Genomic DNA, 20,220 nt, shown 5'->3' on the forward strand with positions numbered 1-20,220 from the left:
TCCCCCAGCTATTGAGGTAGCCACTTGAACGACGCGCATACCAGTTTTCTGTTGATGATACTGGCCCTATTGATCGTGCTCTCGGCGTTCTTCTCCAGCTCCGAAACCAGCATGATGAGCCTCAACCGTTATCGGTTGAAGCACCTGACCAAAGAGGGTCATAAAGGGGCCCGGCGCGCCTCCAAATTGCTTGAGCGCCCGGATCGGCTGCTGGGCACCATTCTGGTCGGCAACAATATCGTCAATATTCTTGCCGCTTCCATTGCCACGGTGATCGCCACGCAGATCTGGGGCGAAGCCGGCATCGCCATTGCCACCATCAGCCTGACCATCGTCATTCTGATCTTCGGCGAAATCACACCCAAAACGCTGGCGGCGTTGCGCCCCGAGCTGATTGCCTTTCCCGTCAGCCTCGTACTAAAGGTCCTGCAAACGCTGCTTTATCCTGTGGTATGGATCTGCGGCGCCATCAGCAACATGCTGCTCAAATTGATCGGCGTGAACACCAGCGACACCAATGGCGACCAGTTGAGCACCGAGGAGCTGCGTACCGTGGTGCGTGAGGCGGGCCTGGGCATGACCCGCAGCCGCCAGAATATGCTGCTGGGTATCCTCGACCTGGAAAAAATGACCGTCAACGACATCATGGTTCCGCGCAACGAAGCAGTGGGTATTGACCTTGACGATAACCTCAACACCATCAACAACCAGTTGCGCACCTGCCATCACACCCGCCTGCCGGTGTTCCAGGGCGATATCAACAACGTCACCGGCATCGTTCATATGCGCTCCATCGCCCGCCTGCTGAGCCGCGGCGAGCTGACCAAGGACGCGCTGATCAACGCCTGCAAGGAACCCTACTTCGTACCGGAAAGCACCCCATTGCACACGCAGTTGTTCAATTTCCAGAAGCAGAAGCGGCGTATTGCCATTGTGGTCGACGAGTATGGCGACGTGATCGGCCTGGTCACCCTGGAAGATATTCTTGAAGAGATCGTTGGCGAGTTCACTACCGATATGCTGTTGCCCAGCCAGGACATTCACCCGCAGGACGACGGCACTGTAGTGATTGAAGGTGGGAGCGCCATCCGCGCTATCAACCGCCAGTTGAAATGGAAATTACCCGCAGACGGACCAAAAACACTGAACGGGCTGATTACCGAGCAACTGGAAAGCATCCCGGAGACCAGCGTCTGCCTGACTATTGGCCGCTATCGCATGGAAATCCTGCAGACCAAAGACAACATGGTCAAGAGCGTGCGCATCTGGGATAAAGCCCTGGACGGTCATGTAGAAGAACAAGACGACGCCTCATCCAAGGCAGACCATCCAGACTGAATCAGGCAGGCCAGAATTCCAGCCGCCCAGAGCTGATAGCCGGCGGCCGATGGGTGATAACCGTCTCGCGCCAGATAATGCGCTTCGAAAGTCAGCGCCATCGGTACATGTAGCGCCCCCCGGCGCGCACAGCATCGCTGCAGATCCCGATCAAGCAACCCCGCACGCAAACCGAACCAGCCACGCAAAGGCTGTGGCAACGCGCGGAACTGCCCGAGCGGCGGCACTGCCGTCAGCAATACCTGGCCTGCCTTGCCCACAAAATAATCAATCAACTGACGTAACGCTCGCCGCCAGCGCCAGCGTGGCGTCAGGTGCGTGGTATCGTTGACGCCCAACACAATCACCACCACATCCCAGCACTGATCTTCGAGCGTCGGCACCAACTCCTGACAACAATCCGCCGCAGTAGCACCGTTACGCCCACAGGCTTGCCAACTGACAGGCCGCGACCAGGTAGCCGCTAGCTGCTCGGCAAGCTGACCGCAAAGCGCCTGTTGCTGAGTATCAACACCGACGCCAGCCACGGTGGACTCACCGATCACCAGCAAGCGCAACGCAGCGTAAGAAGAGGACGAAGAGCAACCGGCGGGAGAGCAACTTCCGCGCCATGGAGCGGCGGCATCCGGCAGGCGTATCGCGGTCTTCTTGACCCAGAAGGCCTGCGGTAGGAGCAACGGCAGCGCAGGCGCCAGCAGATACCACCAACCACTCAGAGCGTGATCTCCACGCCATTAGCTACACGCAGGGCTTTCTCGCGCGCGGCTTCAATATTTTCATCCCGCGCCAGCGCTACACCCATGCGTCGCTGCCCTTCCACGTCCGGCTTGCCGAATAACCGCAGCTGCGTATCGGTTTCTGCCAGGCTCTTGTGCAGATTGCCATAGCTGACAGCGGCAGACTCGCCTTGCACCATGATCACCGCCGAAGCGGAGGGCCCCAACTGGCGAACGGCCGGAATCGGCAAGCCGAGAATCGCCCGCGCATGCAGGGCAAACTCAGACAGATCCTGTGAGATTAGCGTGACCATACCGGTATCATGCGGGCGGGGCGAGACTTCACTGAACCACACTTCATCACCCTTGATAAACAGCTCCACACCAAACAGACCACGACCGCCCAGGGCGTCGGTCACTGCCAGAGCGATGCGTTGCGCTTCTGCCAGCGCCGCCTCGCTCATGGCCTGCGGCTGCCAGGATTCCTGATAGTCACCGCCCTCCTGACGATGCCCGATAGGCTCACAAAAACTCGTGCCGTCAATATGCCGAACGGTGAGTAGCGTGATTTCATAATCAAAATCAACGAAGCCTTCAACAATAATGCGCCCTTCGCCGGCGCGGCCACCGGATTGCGCGTAATCCCAGGCCGCCTGCAATTCTTCCTGACGGCGCAGCAACGATTGGCCCTTGCCGGAAGAACTCATAACCGGCTTGATAACGCACGGCAAGCCGACTGTCACCACTGCGGCCGCGTACTCTTCATAGGTATCGGCAAAACGGAAGGCCGAGGTCGGCAGATTCAATTCTTCAGCAGCCAGCCGGCGAATGCCCTCGCGATCCATGGTCAGCCAGGCCGCCCGAGCGTTGGGGATCACCTTATAGCCTTCGCTCTCCATCTCGACCAGCGTCTGGGTGGCGATGGCTTCAATTTCCGGCACGATATAATCCGGCTGTTCGGCCTCGATCACCTCACGCAATTGCTTGCCGTCGAGCATATTAATCACATGCCGACGATGGGCAACCTGCATCGCTGGCGCGTTTTCGTAGCGATCCACGGCAATGGTTTCACAGCCCAATCGTTGCAGTTCAATCACCAGCTCCTTGCCCAGCTCACCGGCTCCCAGCAACATTACTCGGGTAGCATTCTCGGCGTTAGGTGTTCCAATTTTGGCCATGCGATACGTCCTTAGCTGATGGGTGCGCTGAACCACAGGCCCTGGGCTCTGGCTCGGGTCTCACAGAGTAACAGCACCTCACGGCGCTGGGCATCACTCATGCGCCCCCACAGTGTTATTTCCTCGCCGCTGCGCTGGCAACCTGTGCACAGGTTTTGCTCATCCAGCGCGCAGACGCCAACACAGGGCGACTTGACCGCAGCCTGCTGCATCAATCTTCCTGCACCTGCAGGTCACGGCGATAGCGCTGGGCGTTATGCACGTAATGCGCAGCACTGGCCTCAAGCATCTTCTTCTGCGGCTCGGTCAGTTCGCGCACCACCTTGCCCGGTGAGCCGACTACCAAAGAACCATCAGGGATTTCCTTGCCCTCGGGCACCAGCGCATTGGCGCCGATGATGCAGTGCTTGCCGATTTTCGCGCCATTGAGCACCACAGCGTTGATGCCGATAAGGCTGTAATCGCCCACGCTACAGCCGTGCAGCATGGCGTTGTGGCCTACCGTCACCCCTTTGCCCAGTGTCAGCGGAAAGCCGGCATCGGTATGCATCACCGCGCCGTCCTGCACGTTGCTGTGCTCGCCGATCAGGATCAGCTCCATATCGCCGCGCAGCACCGCGCCAAACCAGACATTCGCGCCCTGTTCCAGGCGCACCTTGCCAATCACGGCTGCCGTATCGGCAATCCAGGCGTCATCGGCCATTTCCACACGGTCATTACCCAGGCTGTACTTCATCTGCGCTCCTGTTTGCGATCTTCGTCATAGGGGGTGTGCAGGGGGATGTCGGCATCGAAGGCGACATTCATAAACTCAACCAGCATCAGGGCCGTCAGCCCCCAAATCTTATGGCCTTCATAACGGTAACTGGGGACGTACCAGCTGCGTCCTTCGTAATCGATCCGGTGGGTCATTTCACGCCGGTCTTCCATAAAAAACTGCACCGGCACACGAAATACCGCATCTATCTCGGCGCTGCTGGGGACAATCTCGAACACATCCGGAACGATGCCAACATAGGGGGTCACCTTGATGCCATAACGGGATACCAGCGAACCCATCGGACCAATTACATCGACCCGGTCCGGTTCCAGGCCGATTTCCTCATGCGTCTCGCGCAATGCGGTGTAACGCAAATCCACATCACCCGGGTCACGACGACCGCCCGGGAAGGCAACCTCGCCGGAGTGGGTAGACATGCGCTGCGAACGCAGGGTCAGAATGATCTCCGGGCGGTCATGCACGCAGGTCACCGGAATCAACACGCCCGCCTCTGGCATACCCAGCGTTTCGATCTGTCGCGGACTGTGTCCCCCAACCCGCATGCGCATTTTATCCAGCATGCAGAGTACCTCTGTGGTTTTTAAGCATAATGTCATGATCACTTGCCTAGAACCAGTTGCCCAGCCGGCAAATGCGCCGCAAGATAGGGCAAAACAGGTTTCCGAATGAGACGCTATAAATCATGAAGTTTTGCAGCCAGTGCGGCAACGCGGTGACCGAGCAGATTCCCAGCGGCGACAACCGCACGCGCTACGTCTGCAACCATTGCGACATCATCCACTATCAAAACCCGCGCATCGTTGCCGGTTGCCTGGTATTCCATGGCCAGCAGGTATTGCTCTGCCGCCGTGCAATCGAACCGCGCCGGGGCTTCTGGACGCTGCCCGCGGGCTACATGGAAAATGGCGAAACCACTGAGGAAGCGGCGCTACGCGAGACCTGGGAAGAGGCGCAAGCCAAGGTGCGCGACCAGGAGCTTTACATGCTGTTTAATCTGCCGCATATCAATCAAGTGTACATGTTCTTCCGTGGCGAGCTGGTCGACCAGGCCTATGGTGTCGGCGAAGAAAGCCTGGAGGTGCGCCTATTCAGCGAAACGGAAATCCCCTGGGACGAACTGGCCTTCCCCACCGTCGGCAAGACCCTGAAACAGTATTTCAGCGACCGCCGGGAACAGCACTTTCCGATTCGTGTACGGGATATTCGCTACAACCCGGCGCTGGCTCGCCAGCCTCGCTAATGCACTATCTATTGCGACAGGTGCTGTGGCTGGCGTTAATGTTGGCGGCGTTCCCCAGCCAGGCCGCGCCGGCCATCGATAAACTACTGATTCACAAGGCCGAGCGGCGGCTGGAGGTCATCAGTGCCGGCCAAGTGATCAAGCAGTATCGGATCTCCCTGGGGCGTCAGCCGCTCGGCCATAAACAGCAGCAAGGCGACCAGCGCACGCCCGAGGGCATCTACAGCATCGATTGGCGCCACGAGAGCCCACAGTTCAACCTCAGCCTGCACCTGGACTACCCCAACCTGAAAGACCTTGCCGCCGCCTATAAACGGGGCGTTGATCCCGGTGGCATGATCATGATCCACGGCACCCCTATTGATGAAGAGTATCCCGAGTGGTTTTTCAAAGGGTTGGATTGGACCAACGGCTGCATCGCGCTGAACAACGCCGATATGCGCGCCCTCTGGGACCTGGTGCCGGACGGCACGCTGGTCGAGATCATCCCTTGATCTGAGTCAACTGCCTCCTTGAGTCACTCCGGCACACTGCTGTTAAAACGAGTTTGCCCGGCAAGCCATGCATTGCCCACTCAGTGACCCAAGGAAATGATCATGAACAAGCGATTGCTATGCTTACTACTGGCTGGCGGCCTGTGCACCCCGCTGCAGGCCGAGCGTTTGACCAGCGAACCCATTCAACCGATTGAGCCCGCCAGCTTTGATGAGCCGGAAAAGATCGAACTGGGCAAGAAGCTCTTCTTCGACCCACGCCTGTCACGCTCCGGCTTTATCTCCTGTAACTCCTGCCACAACCTGAGCATGGGCGGTAGCGACAACCTGTCTACCTCGATCGGTCACAACTGGCAGGAAGGGCCGATCAACTCACCAACCGTACTCAACTCCAGCATGAACGTCGCCCAGTTCTGGGATGGCCGCGCAGCGACCCTCCAAGAGCAGGCAGCAGGGCCCATCAGCAACCCGATGGAAATGGCCTCGACCCACGTACTGGCGCTGGATGTTTTACGCTCCATACCGCAGTACCGGCAGGAGTTTGCTGACATCTACGGCAGTGACGAGATCGACCTTGACCGGGTGACCGACGCGATCGCCGCCTTTGAAGAGACCCTGGTCACCCCCAACTCGCGCTTCGACCAGTGGCTCAAGGGCGATGATGAAGCGCTGACCCAGGCCGAACTGGAAGGTTATCAGACCTTCAAGAATATAGGCTGCACCGCTTGCCACAATGGACCAGCTGTGGGCGGCACATCCTTCCAGCGCATGGGCGTAGTGGAGCCCTACATCACCGACAACCCCGCCGAAGGCCGCGTGGCCGTGACCGGCAAAGACGCCGACCGCTTTTCGTTCAAAGTGCCAACCCTGCGCAACGTTGAGCTGACCTACCCCTACTTCCACGATGGTGCGTACTGGAAACTGGAAGAGGCCGTGGACCTGATGGCGCGTCTGCAACTGGGCCGCGAGCTGGAAAAACAGGATATCGACAACATGACCGCCTTCCTCAAGACCCTGACTGGCGATCAGCCCGATTTCAGCATTCCGCAGTTGCCACCGTCGAACAACGACACACCCGTACCGGTGCCGTTTGCCAAGGAGTGATGTGCCCAACCCACTGCCAAACCGCCGGAACGCCTGCACCACCGCCCCATCGTTATTCCTGCGAACGCGGGGATCCATGGGGTGGTACTTTTAACTAACGCCGAGTGAACCCGAAAGACTACATGGATTCCCGCCTTCGCGAGAATGACGAGGTTAGAACGGGGTTCGGTCGAGGTTAGAACGGCGCTAGGTGAGGTCTGGACTAGGCTAGCGCGGGGTTAGGATGGGGAAAGTGACATGGGAGCGCTATGCCTACGCACCGATTATCAAAACTCCGCCAACAACCAGCAGTCAAAAGCCGGCTCCTCATAAGGGTGAGCGAGCCGCAGTGCCGCCACCGCCGCGCGGATCCGCTCGTCGGCACAGACCATCTCCACCCGATACTCCGCAACAGTCTCAAGCGCGCCCTGCCGGCCTATAAACGGCTGACTTCCTGGCAATGGCCGAAACTGCCCCTGCCCCTTTGTCTGCCAGCAACACTGGTCGTAGCCGCCGATGCACCCTGCACCCGTTTCAAATATCGACTGTTTCACCACTTCCAGATGCGATTCCGGCACATAAAAACACAGTTTGTACATACGCCCTCCTTTAGCGAGCATCTCAAGGCTATTCAAGCTACGCCCGAATCCTACAGACGGCTATCGTATAACGACAACAACGCATCCCGCTGAAGCGGAGGCCATACCAATGCCTGTTACACCCAATCGGCCAGTGTTCCATACTGCGGGCCTGACCAAAACCTACCGCCAGGGAGAGGTTGAGGTGTTTGCTTTGCGCGGTGTAGATCTGGACCTGTTTGATGGCGAACTGATCGTGATGCTCGGCGCATCCGGATCCGGCAAATCCACCCTGCTGAACATCCTTGGTGGGCTCGACGTGCCAACCAGTGGCGAAGTGCAATACCAGGATATCGACCTGACTCAGGCCGGGGACCGTGAGCTGACGCGTTACCGACGGGATTACGTCGGTTTCGTGTTCCAGTTCTATAACTTGATACCCAGCCTGACTGCGCGGGAAAACGTGATCGCCGTCACCGAAATCGCGCGCAACCCCATGCGTCCAGAAGCAGCGCTGGAGCTGGTAGGCTTGGCGCACAGAATGGACCACTTTCCAGCACAGCTTTCAGGCGGAGAACAACAGCGAGTGGCCATCGCCCGGGCCATTGCCAAACGCCCCCAGGTGCTGCTCTGCGACGAGCCCACAGGCGCTCTGGACTCTGCCACCGGCACCTTGGTACTGGCAGCCCTGGATGCCGCCAATAGAGAGACGGGAACAACTACCGTCATCATCACCCACAACGCATCCATTGCACAGATGGCAGACCGGGTAATCACCCTGTCTGACGGCATGATCAGTGGCGAATACCGTAATTCCACGCGGCAAGACCCACGCACCCTGAGCTGGTAACGCCATGTCTCTCCTGCATCCCAGCGCCCTGCATATCAAACTGCGCCGCGAACTCTGGCATATGCGCGGTCAGGTGCTGGCAATCGCATTGGTTATCGCAGGGGGCATTGCGGTGTGTCTGCTGTCGCTGGTGAACTATGCTTCGCTTACGACCACCCGCGATCAGTATTATCAGGATCACCAGTTCGCAGACGTGTTTGTCTCGATGACCCGGGCGCCGCGCCACCTGCTGCAAAGGGTGGCGAACATACCCGGCGTTATACGCCTGAGCGGGCGAGTGGAAGGAGTCGCCAAGCTAGAGGTGGCAGGCTTTAACGACCCAGTGTCAGCCCGCCTGGTGTCATTGCCGACCACCGGCCAGCCTGAGGTTAACCGTCTCTATCTACGTCAAGGGCGTTTACCAGCGCCCCCCCGCAGCGACGAAGTAGCCGTGATCGGCAGCTTTGCTGAAGCCCACAGCCTGCAACTAGGCGACCGGCTGGATGCTATTATCAATGGCCGACGCCAACCCCTAAGGGTAGTGGGTATCGTCGAATCGCCGGAATTCATCTATGTCATCCCGCCCGGTGGCATGCTGCCAGACTATGAACGCTATGGTGTGCTCTGGATGCCCCAAGAGGCTCTGGAATCGGCAATGGATATGCGCGGGGCGTTCAACAGCATGGTGTTGCGGGTGGACCCCTCCTTCCCCGTCGCTGGCGTGATCGATCTGCTCGACCGCCAACTGGCCCGTTATGGAAGTACCGGTGCCTACGCCCGCGAGGATCAGTTCTCCAATCGTTTCCTCAGCGACGAGCTCAACCAGCTGAAGACCATGGCATTGATATTTCCGGCGATATTCATGGGCGTAGCCATGTTTCTGGTCAATGTGGTGGTCACCCGCCTGATCAGTACCCAGCGCGATATTATTGCCGTGTTGAAAGCCTTTGGTTACAGCAACCAGCAGATTGGCTTGCACTATAGCCAGTTGGTGCTGGTTATCGCGATGATCGGCCTGTTGATTGGTACCCTTGCCGGCATGTGGCTAGGCCGGGCGCTGAGTGTGCTCTACATGGAGTTCTACCGGTTTCCGACCTTAGTGTTCAGCATCAGCCCCTGGTGGGTGGTGGTGTTGGGGCTGATAACCCTGATCGTCGTATTGTTAGGTAGTTGGCGCTCCATTCGCAGGGCCGCTTCCCTGCCTCCAGCGGAGGCTATGCGGCCAGAAGGCCCGGCCAGATATCAGGTAACCCTGATCGAGCGCTTGCTGTCACGGGTACGCTTCACCCAGCCGTCGCGCATGATCGTCCGGCACCTCACCCGACGCCCAGCACGCACAGCACTTTCCATTATGGGGGTGGCCATGGCCACCGCTATTGTAGTGGTGGGTAACTTCCAGCTCAGTTCCGTCTCCCTCATGGTGCATACCCAATTCTCCCGGGTCCAAAAGCAGGACCTGACCCTCAGCCTGACCGATCCAGTCAATCAGGCGGCCATGTACAGCATGGCGCGACAGCCCGGCGTGCGCTATGTCGAGGGCCGGCGCATGGTGGCTGTAGAACTGGTGAACGGTCACCGAAAGTGGCGCACTGCCCTATCCGGCATCCCAGCGGATAGCCAGTTGCAGTTCGTTGTGGATGAGCATCTCACCGACGTACCCATACCACCCGCCGGGCTATTACTGACCGATTTTCTCGCAGAGCGGCTAGCCGTCGCCCCAGGTGAACTACTACAAGTTCGGGTACTAGAGGGCCATCGTTCCACCCTGAATCTGCCTGTGGCAGGTGTTACCAGCGAGTTTCTCGGAGTCGGCGCCTATATGAACCTCCAGGCAATGAACCGAGCTCTGAAGGAAGGGCCACTGGTCAACCAAATCCTGATGAACCTAGAGCCTGATAGCGCAGAAAAAGTGTATCGGGATCTGCGTGACACCCCGCGGGTGATGGCAATCAATGTTCGCCTAGCGATGCTGGACAGCTTTTTTGAGACCTTGGCCAAGACCTTTCTCACCTATACCTTCATCATCAGTCTGTTGGGCGGCATCATCGCTTTTGGTGTGATTTACAACACGGTCCGGATTTCCCTTGCGGAGCGGGGTCGGGATCTGGCCAGCTTGCGGGTGCTGGGCTACACCCACAATGAGGTCTCTCATATTTTGCTCGGGGAGCTGGCAATCCTGCTGCTGCTTGGCATACCACTGGGCTGGGCCGTTGGCCACGGATTAGCCCACTTTATAGTGATGGCAATGCAAACTGAGCTATACCGGGTGCCCCTGGTCATCACGGGTAGAACACGGGCACTGGCGGCGAATGTGGTTATCGCCTCGGCCCTGATTTCCGGATTTATCACTTGGTCGCGTCTGCGTAGGCTAGACCTGGTGAGCGTGCTTAAAACACGCGAATAACCAGCGCAAAAGGAGGAATCGTTGATGACGATGGGCCGAGTTTGGAAGGGCAAATGGGTGTTCTGGGCTGTCTTCGCCTTGCTGGTGGCTGTCGTTATCGTTTATAGCCTGCGCCCGGAACCGGTATGGGTAAACCTTGCGACGGTGACACGGAGCCCCATGGAGATCACCATTCTGGAAGAAGGCAAGACGCGTGTGAAGGACCATTATGTGGTCTCCTCCCCCGTCACCGGCTACCTGAACCGGGTCGAATGGAAAGTAGGCGACCCGCTAACACGCGCTGAGTTGGTGGCTTATGTCGAGCCCATGCCAGCGAATGTACTGGACGCCCGTAGCCGAGCTGAGGCGCAAGCCAGGGTCGAGGCGGCCCGTTCAGCCTTGGCTGCCGTCAGGCAAAAGATCAGCGCCGCCAAAGCCGACGCCGAATACGCTGAAAGTCAGTATGGACGCCTGCGCGCGCTAGAAGCGTCCGGATCCATTGCCGCAGAACAGGTACAGCAGGCACAATCAACCGCCCTCAGGACCGCAGCAATTCTGCGCTCGGCGCAGTTTGAACAGGACGTGGCCACCCATGAACTGGCCGCCGCCAGAGCTTTCATAGAAGTGTCTGCGGCCCATGCCGAGAGCGCAACACCAGCCGAGCGTGTGGCCGTGCGATCACCGGTAAATGGCGTCGTGCTGGACATCCTGCGTGAAAGCGAGGGGGTAATCCAGGCCGGTGAGGCCATCGTCCGCGTTGGCGATCCAGGCACCCTCGAAATCGTCGTCGATGTGTTGAGTTTCGATGCGGTCAAATCGGAACCCGGAATACAGACGCGGCTCAATGGCTGGGGCGGCGCCACACTCCAGGCCGTCATACGCCGAGTAGAGCCGGTCGGATTCGAAGACGTCTCGGCTCTCGGCGTCGAGGAGCAGCGCGTGAAAGTGATCGTCGACATGCTCAGCCCCCGTGAGCAATGGAACATGCTCGGGGACGGTTATCGTGTCGATGCTGAATTTATCCTCTGGCAGTCACCTGACGTCCTCCAGGTGCCGGCATCCGCGCTCTTCCAGCACGACGGCCAGCCCACAGTCTTCCTCCTTGAAGGCCAGCGCGCCACGCTCCAAGCCGTGGAAACAGGCCAGAGCAACGGCCTAGCCACAGTCGTGATCTCCGGCCTCGAAGAGGGCCAAACGGTAGTCCGCCATCCAGGTCGAGAGCTGAGTGACGGCGACCGTATCCGGGTCCGCTAGCGCGGTCTCGGCGGTACACATGGGTGCGAGAAAACCCAGGTGCGGCAGTGAATAGGCAAAAGCTATCAGAGCGGTACACAAAACCCGTTAAATCATCAGGGTATTTTCATGTACTTTATCAACTGAACAACCCGTTCCATTCATCAACAACAAGTGGATACCGATATGGACGCACTAGACATCAATGACAGCGAAGCGACAGAGAACGCTGGCAAATGCCCCTTCATGCATGGAGCCGCCACGAGCAAGTTACGGGGTGGCACTACTACTCAAGATTGGTGGCCCAACCAGCTCAATCTAAAGATTTTGCACCAGAATGCTCCTATGTCCAGCCCTATGAGTGCCGGTTTCAAATACGCTGACGCGTTCAAACAGCTGGACTTGGCCGCAGTCAAACGCGACCTGACCGCGCTGATGACCGACTCGCAGGAGTGGTGGCCAGCCGATTACGGCCACTATGGCCCATTCATGATTCGCATGGCCTGGCACTCAGCAGGCACCTACCGCACCGCTGACGGTCGTGGCGGCGCCTCTACCGGCAACCAGCGCTTTGCCCCAATCAACAGCTGGCCCGATAACGGCAACCTCGACAAGGCCCGGCGTCTGCTGTGGCCGATCAAGAAAAAGTATGGCAATCGGCTGTCCTGGGCTGACCTGTACATCCTCGCCGGTAACGTCGCCATCGAATCCATGGGCCTCAAGCCCTTTGGTTATGGCGGTGGCCGGGAAGATATCTGGGGTCCAGAGGAAGATATCTATTGGGGCGCAGAAGATGAATGGCTGGCCACCAGTGACAAACCCAAGAGCCGCTACACCGGCGACCGCGAACTCGAAAATCCGCTGGCAGCCGTGCAGATGGGCCTGATTTACGTTAACCCGGAAGGTCCAGACGGTCACCCCGACCCGCTGGCATCAGCCCGGGATATTCGCGAAACCTTCGCGCGTATGGCCATGAACGACTACGAAACTGTCGCCCTCACAGCCGGCGGTCACACTTTTGGCAAGGCCCACGGCGCCGCTGACGCGGTACATGTGGGACCAGAGCCCGAAGGTGCTCCGATGGAAGAAATGGGCTTTGGCTGGATCAACAGCTACGGCAGCGGCAAGGGTAGCGACACCATCACCAGCGGTATCGAAGGCGCCTGGACGCCCAACCCGACCCAATGGGATATGGGTTACTTTGATGTGCTGCTCGGTTACGAGTGGGAGCTAACCAAGAGCCCAGCCGGCGCGCACCAGTGGCAGGCAGTAGGCCTGGCAGATAATGATCATGCGCCCGATGCGGAAAATGCCGCCAAGCGTGTGGGCATCATGATGACCACCGCCGACATGGCCATGCGTACAGACCCGGAATACCGCAAGATCGCCGAGCACTTCCACAAGAATCCGGAAGAGTTTGCCGATGCTTTCGCCCGCGCCTGGTTCAAACTGACGCATCGCGACATGGGCCCGAAAGTCCGCTACCTCGGCCCAGATGTACCCAGTGAAGATCTGATCTGGCAGGACCCTGTACCCGCTGTCGACCATGAGTTGGTCAACGCAGAGGATATCGCCGGTCTAAAAGCCAAGTTGCTGGCATCCGGTCTGTCGGTCTCTGAGCTGGTGTTTACCGCGTGGTCATCGGCCTCTACCTACCGTGATTCCGACAAACGAGGTGGCGCCAATGGCGCGCGCATTCGTTTGGCCCCGCAGAAGGATTGGGCCGCGAACCAGCCGGAGCAACTGGCCAAGGTACTACAGGTACTGGAGGGGATTCAGCGCGACTTTAATGCGGCGCAGTCAGGCAACAAGCGCGTGTCGCTAGCCGATCTGATCGTACTCGGTGGCACTGCCGCCGTAGAGAAAGCGGCGACGGATGCAGGTTCCGCGGCGGAAGTACCCTTCACACCCGGCCGTACCGACGCCAGCCAGGAGCAGACTGACGCAGAGTCCTTCGAGCCGATGGAACCGCTGGCTGATGGTTTCCGCAACTACCTCAAAACCCAATACACCGTATCGGCCGAAGAGATGTTGCTGGATCGAGCACAACTGCTGAAGTTGACCGCGCCAGAGATGACCGTGCTAGTCGGTGGTATGCGGGTACTGAACGCCAATACCGGGCAAACCCAGCATGGCGTGTTCACTCAGCGCCCCGGAGTGTTGACGAATGATTTCTTCGTTAACGTCACCGACATCAGCACAAAATGGGCGCCCGTTTCCCAGGTGCAAGATGTGTTCGAAGGGCGTGATCGCAGCACCGGGCAAGTGAAGTGGACCGGTACTCGCGTTGACCTGATCTTCGGTTCCAACTCGCAATTGCGCGCACTGGCCGAAGCCTACGCGTGTGATGATGCACAAGAAGCCTTTGTGCATGACTTCATCGCAGCCTGGACCAAAGTGATGAACGCAGACCGCTTTGACCTCGCGTAGACCGCAGTAAACAACCTTGGGCGCGGTCATTGCTGGCCGCGCCCAAGCGTTCAAATATCAACCCCTGCTAATATCGGCCTCGCGTGACCTCTGATCGCCCGCACCAGCGGCACAGCCAGGGCAAAGACACGCCTTATCTCCCACTTCTGCCGGCACCCGTGCCAGTGCTTCCTTGCTGATTGTCGTAGTTGTGCACCAACAGGGCACGTCAAAATGACCCGCTTGCGCCGGCTGGCATGTATTGGCCCCACCACAAAGGGGGCACAGCGTATTAGCTAAAGGTTTCATTGTCAGGGTTATTGCTTCCACTCGTCCGAGGAGCCACGGGCATCGGACTCCCCCGCCAACTCAGGCATATCGTTACGCATTCGAACAAAGCGCGCAAATCGCGGCAACCCGCTGGAGGTCAGCCCATTGTAGCGGTAGGTGACCCAACTGCCGAGCGGCGGTGGCGTTGCTCTTGCCTTATCACTCAAGCCGCTACCCAGGCGAAAGCGTCTACCATCCTCACGCTCTACGACTAACGCGCCCACCTGACGGGCGTATTTGCCTTTGCCTTCGGTATAACCCACTACTCGCGCTTCGGCGTCATCATAGAGTTTGTATTTCAGCAGATCCTGCGTGCGCCCAGAGCGGTACAGCGCATCCTGATGATGCAGCATCACACCTTCGCTGCCCGCCGCAACCAACGCTTCCAAGCGCACATCTAGCTCCGTAGCATCAGTCACGCGAAACTGGGGAATTGACTGCAGCCAAGGAATTCCATTGTCAGCCATGTTTGCCATCGCCCGTACTCGCTGATCGAAGGTACCGCCGTGATCGGGCAGATCGAACACCATAAATTTAACCCGCCGCCAATCCTTGTCATCAGCCTGGGAGCTACGAACAATGCCGCTGACGGTATCGAACAGTTCACGCGCTATCCACAGCTCACCATCCATAGCCATAGCTGGCCAGTCCTGGGTGAACCAGCCTGGCGCGGCAATTGGGTAGCCGCCACGGCTCCACAGCGCTTCCCCGTCCCAATGCCCGCGCACGCCGTCGAGCTTTTCACTGACCCAGTACTCGTGGACTGCCGTTTCACCCGAATAGACACTCGCCAGCATCGCCTGATGACTCGCACCCTGGGCAGAAACAAGCGGCGATGCAAACAGCAGCAGGACAGAAAAAAGAACAAGACATAGTTGACGCATGGCGACCTCCTTATCGCTTGTGATGTGCGCTCAAGTCCGTTACCGAAGCGCCTGCTTGGCACTCCACCCAAAGCAAATCGGACAGGGCGCTGCTACCCACCGCCGCAGATCATGGTTTTTTCGGGGGCGTGTAAGCCGCTGGACATTTCGGCAGATCATCATTGATCTGGAACCAGTTAGCCTTGGAGCCGAAATAAAAGTGCCCAACCGGCCTGGTCTTAAGGTCCCCATCAAGCGTGCCAGCCCTGAGACGCAAGACCTGCGGCAAATCAGCCCGTTTGCTATAGATCGGGGAGCCGCATACGTGGCAGAAAACTCGGTACTTGCCGGGTGACGATTCGAATGAGCCCAGCATCCCCTCCCCTTGCAGCAACCTGAAAGCCGAAGTCGAGACCGGTATATTGGTCACAAAAGCGCTGCCTTGAGCCTTACGACACTGGGAACAATGGCACACTTGAATCGGCTCAAGCTCACCATCAACCTCGTACATTACGCCACCACATAAGCAACTGCCGGTATACATGGTCCCTCCTGGGATGTGCTAGCGAATAACTTCAACTCTTACGTCAAGCAAACCTGCAGATGTATTGCCTATATCACTAAACGCAGACTTTGAAAGATCAATGATACGACCCTTCACGAACGGGCCCCTGTCATTAATCTTTACCACGACACTTCTCCCATTCTTAACATTTGTAACCTTAACGATTGCGCCAAACGGCAGCGTTTTATGCGCAGCTGTTTTTAACCCATGCCTGTAGAGCTCGCCGCTCGCCGTCTTGCGATTTTGGTGCCTGTCCGCATAAAACGACGCCTGACCCGATTCAGTGAATCCAACCCAGTTGCCACCTGCGCCTGGCTGTAGCGTAGAGCAGCCTACCAACAAACAGAACAGTGTAAAAACCAGTAATCTAGGGGAAGAGAATCTCATTCTGTGCTTTCTATATATTTTCACATAACCCTGCCAAAAGCCGCGCGATGCAGAGGATGTCGGACGATCGAAGAAAGAAAATATAACAGCTTTATTATGGGGCATCATCAGATGCCATCACTTGAGAGCTCCTTCAGGCCCGGCCACTGCAACGACTCGTTAAGCGTTTACGCCAGAACTGTTTCAATTGGGCGCCTCAAGGACCTGGGCATTTCTGGCCCGCGACCAAAGCGAATGACCAGATCAGGCCTGCCAACCGACATACCAATAGACTTGGCAAACTCCGGCCTGAGTGACGCGACTTCCACGGGTTGATTAAGGTGAGCGGTTCGAACATCGATCGCCGTTGCCTGCAACGCGAAACGTTGAAAGGCGCGACCCACCTCTATCCAGTGATGCTTGTCCTCTTGCTCTGAGACAAATACTGCGATGCCGGCTGAGCTTCGAACATGTCGCGCGTACTTGTCGTTTTCTGCCTTTTCGGTAAAGAACAAGTCAAACATCAGATCGCCAAGCCAACCTGGGGCAGTTGGGTTGCCTGACGCGCCGGAAAACAGACCGTCGCCATATCGCGCGGCCTCCCCTCCATTGAAACGTACCCAGTCTTTGAGTTCGCGCACAAACGCTGGATCGCGCATCTGTGCGGTATTACCTTGCACCACGAAATCAAGCACGCTCTCCATAGCCAGTTTATCCGTGAGCAGGTGCACCCGGACGCCATTCCCTGAGCCGGCTTTTTCCAACAGCTTCAATTCGCCGCTTGAAAGCGGCTTGGCATCAAACTCGCCCCTAGTGGACTGCCGACGCGGGATTGCCTCGAACAGCGGTGTTCGCACCGCTGTTGCAGGCTCAAGGGATATATCCAATGACTCAGTCGCGCCTGTCTTGAAAACAGTCTCGCCTCGAAAGCCCATTGCTGAAGCCGCCTGCACAAGGTTCTCAGCGGCGCAGCCGAGGCTGACAAAGAGGTGGTGGTCGTCGGGATCAACAATCGGGCACCTGCGTTGATAGTCAGGCAGAATTGAAATCGACTGGTCACCCGCCCTAAACTTCCAGCACTGCGTGTTGTGGCTGGACGGTGCGAGGGTTGCGTAGCGCACCAGCTCACGTAATGCGGCGGAGGCGGAAGTGTCACTCGAGCCAAGGTCACCGTGACGCCAAATCTGCTTTACTGCCTGCTCGTATTCGGAACCACCCCTGCTGAGGGAGTAGGAAGCAAGCAATCCTGTAGCGCCCAGTCCGGTAGCCACGGCAGATGCGATGAACTTTCTTCTGGTCAACATAGCACTACGCCCCCTCTTTGAACGCCTAACGCGTTGCGCAGCGGTACACCGCAAGCGCGTCCAACCCCAAAGGCGGGCAAATTACCGCTAATGGTTAGGTAAAAAATATAGCTTAAAAAGTGTGTGCGCAGCCCAATGATGTCATCGATTTGCCCCTGAGTTATGACGCACACTATCGGTGGCCGGGCCAACGGCCGACTCGACCCTGTTACGACCTCCGTTCTTGGCCCGGTAGAGCGCCTCATCGGCCCGCTTAACGAGTACGTCAAAGCCATCCTCCTGGCCGAGTAGGGTCACGCCAAAGCTGGCCGTGACCGATCCGACTGGGTCAAAACCCTGCCCCCCGATGGCTTGGCACAAGCGTTCAGCGATTACCAAAGCGGCAGCCAAGCTGGTTTCGGGCAGCAGTACCATGAATTCCTCCCCGCCCCAGCGGCCATGCGTGTCCACGCGGCGGAGGTGTTCATTGACCAGGTCGACAACCGTCTTCAGCACCTCATCTCCGGCATGATGGCCGAATGTGTCGTTGACGCGTTTAAAATGGTCGATGTCGTACATAATCAGCGCCAGCGGCCGGCCGTAACGCGTGGCACGGTCAATTTCTTCGCTGAGAATGCGGCTGAATTCGCCACGGCTCGCAATACCGGTAAGCGTGTCGGTAGTCGCCAGTTTGTGGATTTCTTGTTGGTCGCGCTTGCGCTCAGTGATGTCGCGATGATTGCAGAAGATCAGCTTCGTGCCGTTGTAGTAGGCGCCATTGCTGGTTACCTCAACGTCGATCACACGACCGTCCTTGCGTTGGTGGCGGGTGTCGAAATGATCGCCGGAGAAATCAACCGACTGCAGCATACCCACAATCGTATCGCGGTCGAACTGACTATCCCACTCCCATACATGCAGCTGGTGAGCTTCGTCCACGGTATAGCCGAGCATGTCGGCGAAACGTTTGTTGGCCCGGTACACACTGCCATCGGTGCGGAGCACCGAGATGCCGTCGCGGTTCTGCTCGAAGAAGATACTCCACAGCGCCACCTGATCCCGCAGGTGAGCCTGCATTTTGTGCCGCTCGTCGGCGTGGTATTGGAATTCCAGTGCCGCACTGAATGCTGATGCCAAGTGCACAGCGGTGTTGATTTCGTCTTGGTGAAAGTGCCGCTTGCCGCCGACATGCTCCAGGCACAGCACTCCGGCCAGGCGGGCACCCGCATGAATCGGCGCGACGAGCATGGCCCCGATGGCGTTCGGCCTCAGATAGCTATCGAAAAGCGCCCTTGTATGCGGGGCCGTGGGGGCATCGCTGACCTGCAAGATCTCCTCCCGCGCAAGAGCGTCAAAATAGATCGGATAGTCCTTGGCGGCGAGCCGACCTCCCCGTAAATGGCGCTTCATATCCGCCTGATAGAGGTCGAGGTTCTCAAGACTGCTTCGCAGAGAATCGAATGTCCAGATCCCGGCGCGCCCCACATCAAGGGCCAGCGCGGCGGCTTCCGTTACCACGCCGGCAGCATTGGTCAGCGCGCCTTCGTAGCGCCGCCACAGACTCCCAACCTTGATCAACGCCTGCTGCTGCCGGCATAGACGCTTTAGGAGTTCAGGGTCCCCGGTTTCGCTCTGCGGCTCAATCATGTTGCGAGTAACTCCATTCATGGTGCGGTCAGTCCAGCCCCGCACCAGCAACGAAGCATTGGCGTAGTTGCCTCGCAACGACCGATCGTTCATTTTTTTTGTGGTGTGGTCTCGCACGCCAGCATAGCAGGCAGAGCGAGGCTTACAGAGCTTTCAATCTTGATAAGATTGTATGATTTAAGCAGTCGAATGCAAAAAAGAACTGTTACTTAAACCCCGCAACGCACCTAAGACTCGTAGAAGACGGCAGTACCATCAGAGTTCAAAACATACTGCTGTGTTGGTTGCCGGGAGCCGCCACCAATGTCTATTGATGGACGCTAAACGCTTGGCGGGAGCTTGGAGGCCATCATCTTCCTGCGGTCAATCTTGCGCCCGTCGACGATGAACGTTCCGTCACCAACGGCGTGAACCGCGCGCTTCTCCTTGCGTGTGGTATCGATGTAGGCGGCAACCGCCTCTAACACAACAATGTTATGCCTTTGAACGATGTCGATGACCTTGCACTCAATATTGGCAAAGCACTCCTTGATCAAGGCCGGCCTGACGACCTTAGCCTGCACTGGTGTGAGATTGAATTTGGCAAACTTGTCTGTGTCTGCCCCAGAGCAAGTCCCTATGCCAACCACCTTATCCAATAGGTCGACGGTGGGAATGGCGATGACGCACTCCCGGTTCTCTCGCAACGCCGCGAAGGAGTGATTCCATTCACCCGTGGTGATTGCAAATACCGGAGTGAAATCCATCACCATGGTCCAGGAAATAGTCATGATGTTGTTTTTCTCTCCATCATGGGTTGTCACTAGGACCACAGGCCCTGATTCCATCAGGGTGAAAGCCTTGCTCAATTTCAATTCACGCATGGGAGCAGCTCCGATAGTCATGCCAAGCTTGCGCGCTAGAT

General features: G+C 57.8%; 21 protein-coding genes. 8 read left to right on the forward strand and 13 right to left on the reverse strand.

Translation table 11 applies throughout. From position 1 onward, the window contains the following. Window positions 1-24: 24 nt before the first annotated feature. Window positions 25-1,338, forward strand: a complete 1,314-nt coding sequence (locus tag K787_RS0101790) for an HlyC/CorC family transporter (protein WP_022961068.1) — start codon at window positions 25-27, stop codon at window positions 1,336-1,338. On the opposite strand, the gene K787_RS21885 is transcribed toward K787_RS0101790, so the two are convergent. The 5 genes from K787_RS21885 to K787_RS0101815 are packed head-to-tail and all read right to left on the reverse strand — an operon-like array spanning window position 1,287 to window position 4,573. After that, on the reverse strand, window positions 1,287-2,015 hold the full coding sequence (locus K787_RS21885; protein WP_022961069.1) for an SGNH/GDSL hydrolase family protein: 729 nt from the start codon (window positions 2,013-2,015) through the stop codon (window positions 1,287-1,289). The two genes, K787_RS0101790 and K787_RS21885, sit on opposite strands and share 52 nt — an antisense overlap. Before the next feature lie 35 nt (window positions 2,016-2,050). Beyond that, window positions 2,051-3,232, reverse strand: coding sequence for a formate-dependent phosphoribosylglycinamide formyltransferase (gene purT, locus K787_RS0101800; RefSeq protein ID WP_022961070.1), 1,182 nt, complete (start codon window positions 3,230-3,232; stop codon window positions 2,051-2,053). An 11-nt stretch (window positions 3,233-3,243) separates the two neighbouring features. Continuing rightward, complete coding sequence (locus K787_RS0101805; RefSeq protein ID WP_022961071.1) at window positions 3,244-3,444, reverse strand: DUF1289 domain-containing protein; 201 nt, start codon at window positions 3,442-3,444, stop codon at window positions 3,244-3,246. Continuing rightward, entirely contained in the window at window positions 3,444-3,968 is a 525-nt protein-coding gene (locus tag K787_RS0101810) for a gamma carbonic anhydrase family protein (protein ID WP_022961072.1), read from the reverse strand. Before K787_RS0101810 ends, K787_RS0101805 begins: the two co-directional genes overlap by 1 nt. Further along, window positions 3,965-4,573, reverse strand: coding sequence for an NUDIX hydrolase (locus tag K787_RS0101815; RefSeq protein WP_022961073.1), 609 nt, complete (start codon window positions 4,571-4,573; stop codon window positions 3,965-3,967). The genes K787_RS0101810 and K787_RS0101815 overlap by 4 nt, the downstream gene beginning before the upstream one ends. Before the next feature lie 122 nt (window positions 4,574-4,695). On the opposite strand from K787_RS0101815, the gene K787_RS0101820 reads away from it, so the two are divergent. From K787_RS0101820 to K787_RS0101830, 3 genes are all read left to right on the forward strand, one after another. Next, window positions 4,696-5,253, forward strand: a complete 558-nt coding sequence (locus K787_RS0101820) for an NUDIX hydrolase (protein WP_022961074.1) — start codon at window positions 4,696-4,698, stop codon at window positions 5,251-5,253. A 38-nt stretch (window positions 5,254-5,291) separates the two neighbouring features. Continuing rightward, window positions 5,292-5,747, forward strand: coding sequence for a L,D-transpeptidase family protein (locus K787_RS0101825; RefSeq protein WP_306360182.1), 456 nt, complete (start codon window positions 5,292-5,294; stop codon window positions 5,745-5,747). Window positions 5,748-5,849: 102 nt separating this feature from the next. After that, window positions 5,850-6,851 (forward strand): cytochrome-c peroxidase, encoded by a 1,002-nt coding sequence (locus K787_RS0101830; RefSeq protein ID WP_022961076.1) that lies wholly within the window; start codon window positions 5,850-5,852, stop codon window positions 6,849-6,851. 266 nt (window positions 6,852-7,117) lie between these two features. Here the strand turns inward: K787_RS0101830 and K787_RS0101835 are convergent, their stop codons facing one another. After that, window positions 7,118-7,429 carry a YqfO family protein gene (locus K787_RS0101835; protein WP_022961077.1) on the reverse strand — a complete coding sequence of 104 codons (312 nt, stop codon included), beginning with the start codon at window positions 7,427-7,429 and terminating at the stop codon, window positions 7,118-7,120. Window positions 7,430-7,538: 109 nt separating this feature from the next. Between K787_RS0101835 and K787_RS0101840 the strand changes: the two genes are divergently transcribed. From K787_RS0101840 to katG, 4 genes are all read left to right on the forward strand, one after another. Continuing rightward, window positions 7,539-8,258 (forward strand): ABC transporter ATP-binding protein, encoded by a 720-nt coding sequence (locus tag K787_RS0101840; RefSeq protein WP_022961078.1) that lies wholly within the window; start codon window positions 7,539-7,541, stop codon window positions 8,256-8,258. A 4-nt stretch (window positions 8,259-8,262) separates the two neighbouring features. Beyond that, on the forward strand, window positions 8,263-10,641 hold the full coding sequence (locus K787_RS0101845) for an ABC transporter permease (protein ID WP_022961079.1): 2,379 nt from the start codon (window positions 8,263-8,265) through the stop codon (window positions 10,639-10,641). Window positions 10,642-10,665: 24 nt separating this feature from the next. Beyond that, window positions 10,666-11,874 (forward strand): efflux RND transporter periplasmic adaptor subunit, encoded by a 1,209-nt coding sequence (locus K787_RS0101850; protein WP_022961080.1) that lies wholly within the window; start codon window positions 10,666-10,668, stop codon window positions 11,872-11,874. 165 nt (window positions 11,875-12,039) lie between these two features. Further along, window positions 12,040-14,283 carry a catalase/peroxidase HPI gene (gene katG / locus K787_RS0101855; RefSeq protein WP_022961081.1) on the forward strand — a complete coding sequence of 748 codons (2,244 nt, stop codon included), beginning with the start codon at window positions 12,040-12,042 and terminating at the stop codon, window positions 14,281-14,283. A 57-nt stretch (window positions 14,284-14,340) separates the two neighbouring features. Here katG and K787_RS24545 read toward each other — a convergent pair whose 3' ends face one another. The 7 genes from K787_RS24545 to K787_RS0101885 form a co-directional block, all read right to left on the reverse strand. Then, entirely contained in the window at window positions 14,341-14,571 is a 231-nt protein-coding gene (locus tag K787_RS24545) for a cysteine-rich CWC family protein (protein WP_084671884.1), read from the reverse strand. 8 nt (window positions 14,572-14,579) lie between these two features. Beyond that, window positions 14,580-15,476: a DNA ligase gene (locus K787_RS21890; RefSeq protein ID WP_022961082.1), complete on the reverse strand. Its 897-nt coding sequence runs from the start codon at window positions 15,474-15,476 to the stop codon at window positions 14,580-14,582. Window positions 15,477-15,585: 109 nt separating this feature from the next. Continuing rightward, window positions 15,586-15,999, reverse strand: a complete 414-nt coding sequence (locus K787_RS0101865; RefSeq protein ID WP_022961083.1) for a GFA family protein — start codon at window positions 15,997-15,999, stop codon at window positions 15,586-15,588. An 18-nt stretch (window positions 16,000-16,017) separates the two neighbouring features. Next, complete coding sequence (locus tag K787_RS0101870; protein WP_022961084.1) at window positions 16,018-16,515, reverse strand: septal ring lytic transglycosylase RlpA family protein; 498 nt, start codon at window positions 16,513-16,515, stop codon at window positions 16,018-16,020. Between the two features lie 59 nt (window positions 16,516-16,574). Next, window positions 16,575-17,690 carry an Acg family FMN-binding oxidoreductase gene (locus K787_RS0101875; RefSeq protein WP_022961085.1) on the reverse strand — a complete coding sequence of 372 codons (1,116 nt, stop codon included), beginning with the start codon at window positions 17,688-17,690 and terminating at the stop codon, window positions 16,575-16,577. Window positions 17,691-17,831: 141 nt separating this feature from the next. After that, entirely contained in the window at window positions 17,832-19,409 is a 1,578-nt protein-coding gene (locus K787_RS24205; RefSeq protein ID WP_022961086.1) for a sensor domain-containing diguanylate cyclase, read from the reverse strand. A gap of 227 nt (window positions 19,410-19,636) precedes the next feature. Beyond that, entirely contained in the window at window positions 19,637-20,179 is a 543-nt protein-coding gene (locus K787_RS0101885; protein WP_022961087.1) for a flavin reductase family protein, read from the reverse strand. Between the last annotated feature and the right edge of the window lie 41 nt (window positions 20,180-20,220).

The organism is Halopseudomonas pelagia CL-AP6 (assembly GCF_000410875.1).
Lineage (GTDB): Bacteria > Pseudomonadota > Gammaproteobacteria > Pseudomonadales > Pseudomonadaceae > Halopseudomonas > Halopseudomonas pelagia.

Coding starts and splice junctions, on each gene's coding strand:
- purT (WP_022961070.1), bottom strand. CDS start 3,232: ATGGCCAAAATTGGAACACCTAACGCCGAGAATGCTACCCGAGTAATG.
- K787_RS0101805 (WP_022961071.1), bottom strand. CDS start 3,444: ATGCAGCAGGCTGCGGTCAAGTCGCCCTGTGTTGGCGTCTGCGCGCTG.
- K787_RS0101810 (WP_022961072.1), bottom strand. CDS start 3,968: ATGAAGTACAGCCTGGGTAATGACCGTGTGGAAATGGCCGATGACGCC.
- K787_RS0101815 (WP_022961073.1), bottom strand. CDS start 4,573: ATGCTGGATAAAATGCGCATGCGGGTTGGGGGACACAGTCCGCGACAG.
- K787_RS0101820 (WP_022961074.1), top strand. CDS start 4,696: ATGAAGTTTTGCAGCCAGTGCGGCAACGCGGTGACCGAGCAGATTCCC.
- K787_RS0101825 (WP_306360182.1), top strand. CDS start 5,292: ATGTTGGCGGCGTTCCCCAGCCAGGCCGCGCCGGCCATCGATAAACTA.
- K787_RS0101830 (WP_022961076.1), top strand. CDS start 5,850: ATGAACAAGCGATTGCTATGCTTACTACTGGCTGGCGGCCTGTGCACC.
- K787_RS0101835 (WP_022961077.1), bottom strand. CDS start 7,429: ATGTACAAACTGTGTTTTTATGTGCCGGAATCGCATCTGGAAGTGGTG.
- K787_RS0101840 (WP_022961078.1), top strand. CDS start 7,539: ATGCCTGTTACACCCAATCGGCCAGTGTTCCATACTGCGGGCCTGACC.
- K787_RS0101845 (WP_022961079.1), top strand. CDS start 8,263: ATGTCTCTCCTGCATCCCAGCGCCCTGCATATCAAACTGCGCCGCGAA.
- K787_RS0101850 (WP_022961080.1), top strand. CDS start 10,666: ATGACGATGGGCCGAGTTTGGAAGGGCAAATGGGTGTTCTGGGCTGTC.
- katG (WP_022961081.1), top strand. CDS start 12,040: ATGGACGCACTAGACATCAATGACAGCGAAGCGACAGAGAACGCTGGC.
- K787_RS24545 (WP_084671884.1), bottom strand. CDS start 14,571: ATGAAACCTTTAGCTAATACGCTGTGCCCCCTTTGTGGTGGGGCCAAT.
- K787_RS21890 (WP_022961082.1), bottom strand. CDS start 15,476: ATGCGTCAACTATGTCTTGTTCTTTTTTCTGTCCTGCTGCTGTTTGCA.
- K787_RS0101865 (WP_022961083.1), bottom strand. CDS start 15,999: ATGTATACCGGCAGTTGCTTATGTGGTGGCGTAATGTACGAGGTTGAT.
- K787_RS0101870 (WP_022961084.1), bottom strand. CDS start 16,515: ATGATGCCCCATAATAAAGCTGTTATATTTTCTTTCTTCGATCGTCCG.
- K787_RS0101875 (WP_022961085.1), bottom strand. CDS start 17,690: ATGTTGACCAGAAGAAAGTTCATCGCATCTGCCGTGGCTACCGGACTG.
- K787_RS24205 (WP_022961086.1), bottom strand. CDS start 19,409: ATGAACGATCGGTCGTTGCGAGGCAACTACGCCAATGCTTCGTTGCTG.
- K787_RS0101885 (WP_022961087.1), bottom strand. CDS start 20,179: ATGCGTGAATTGAAATTGAGCAAGGCTTTCACCCTGATGGAATCAGGG.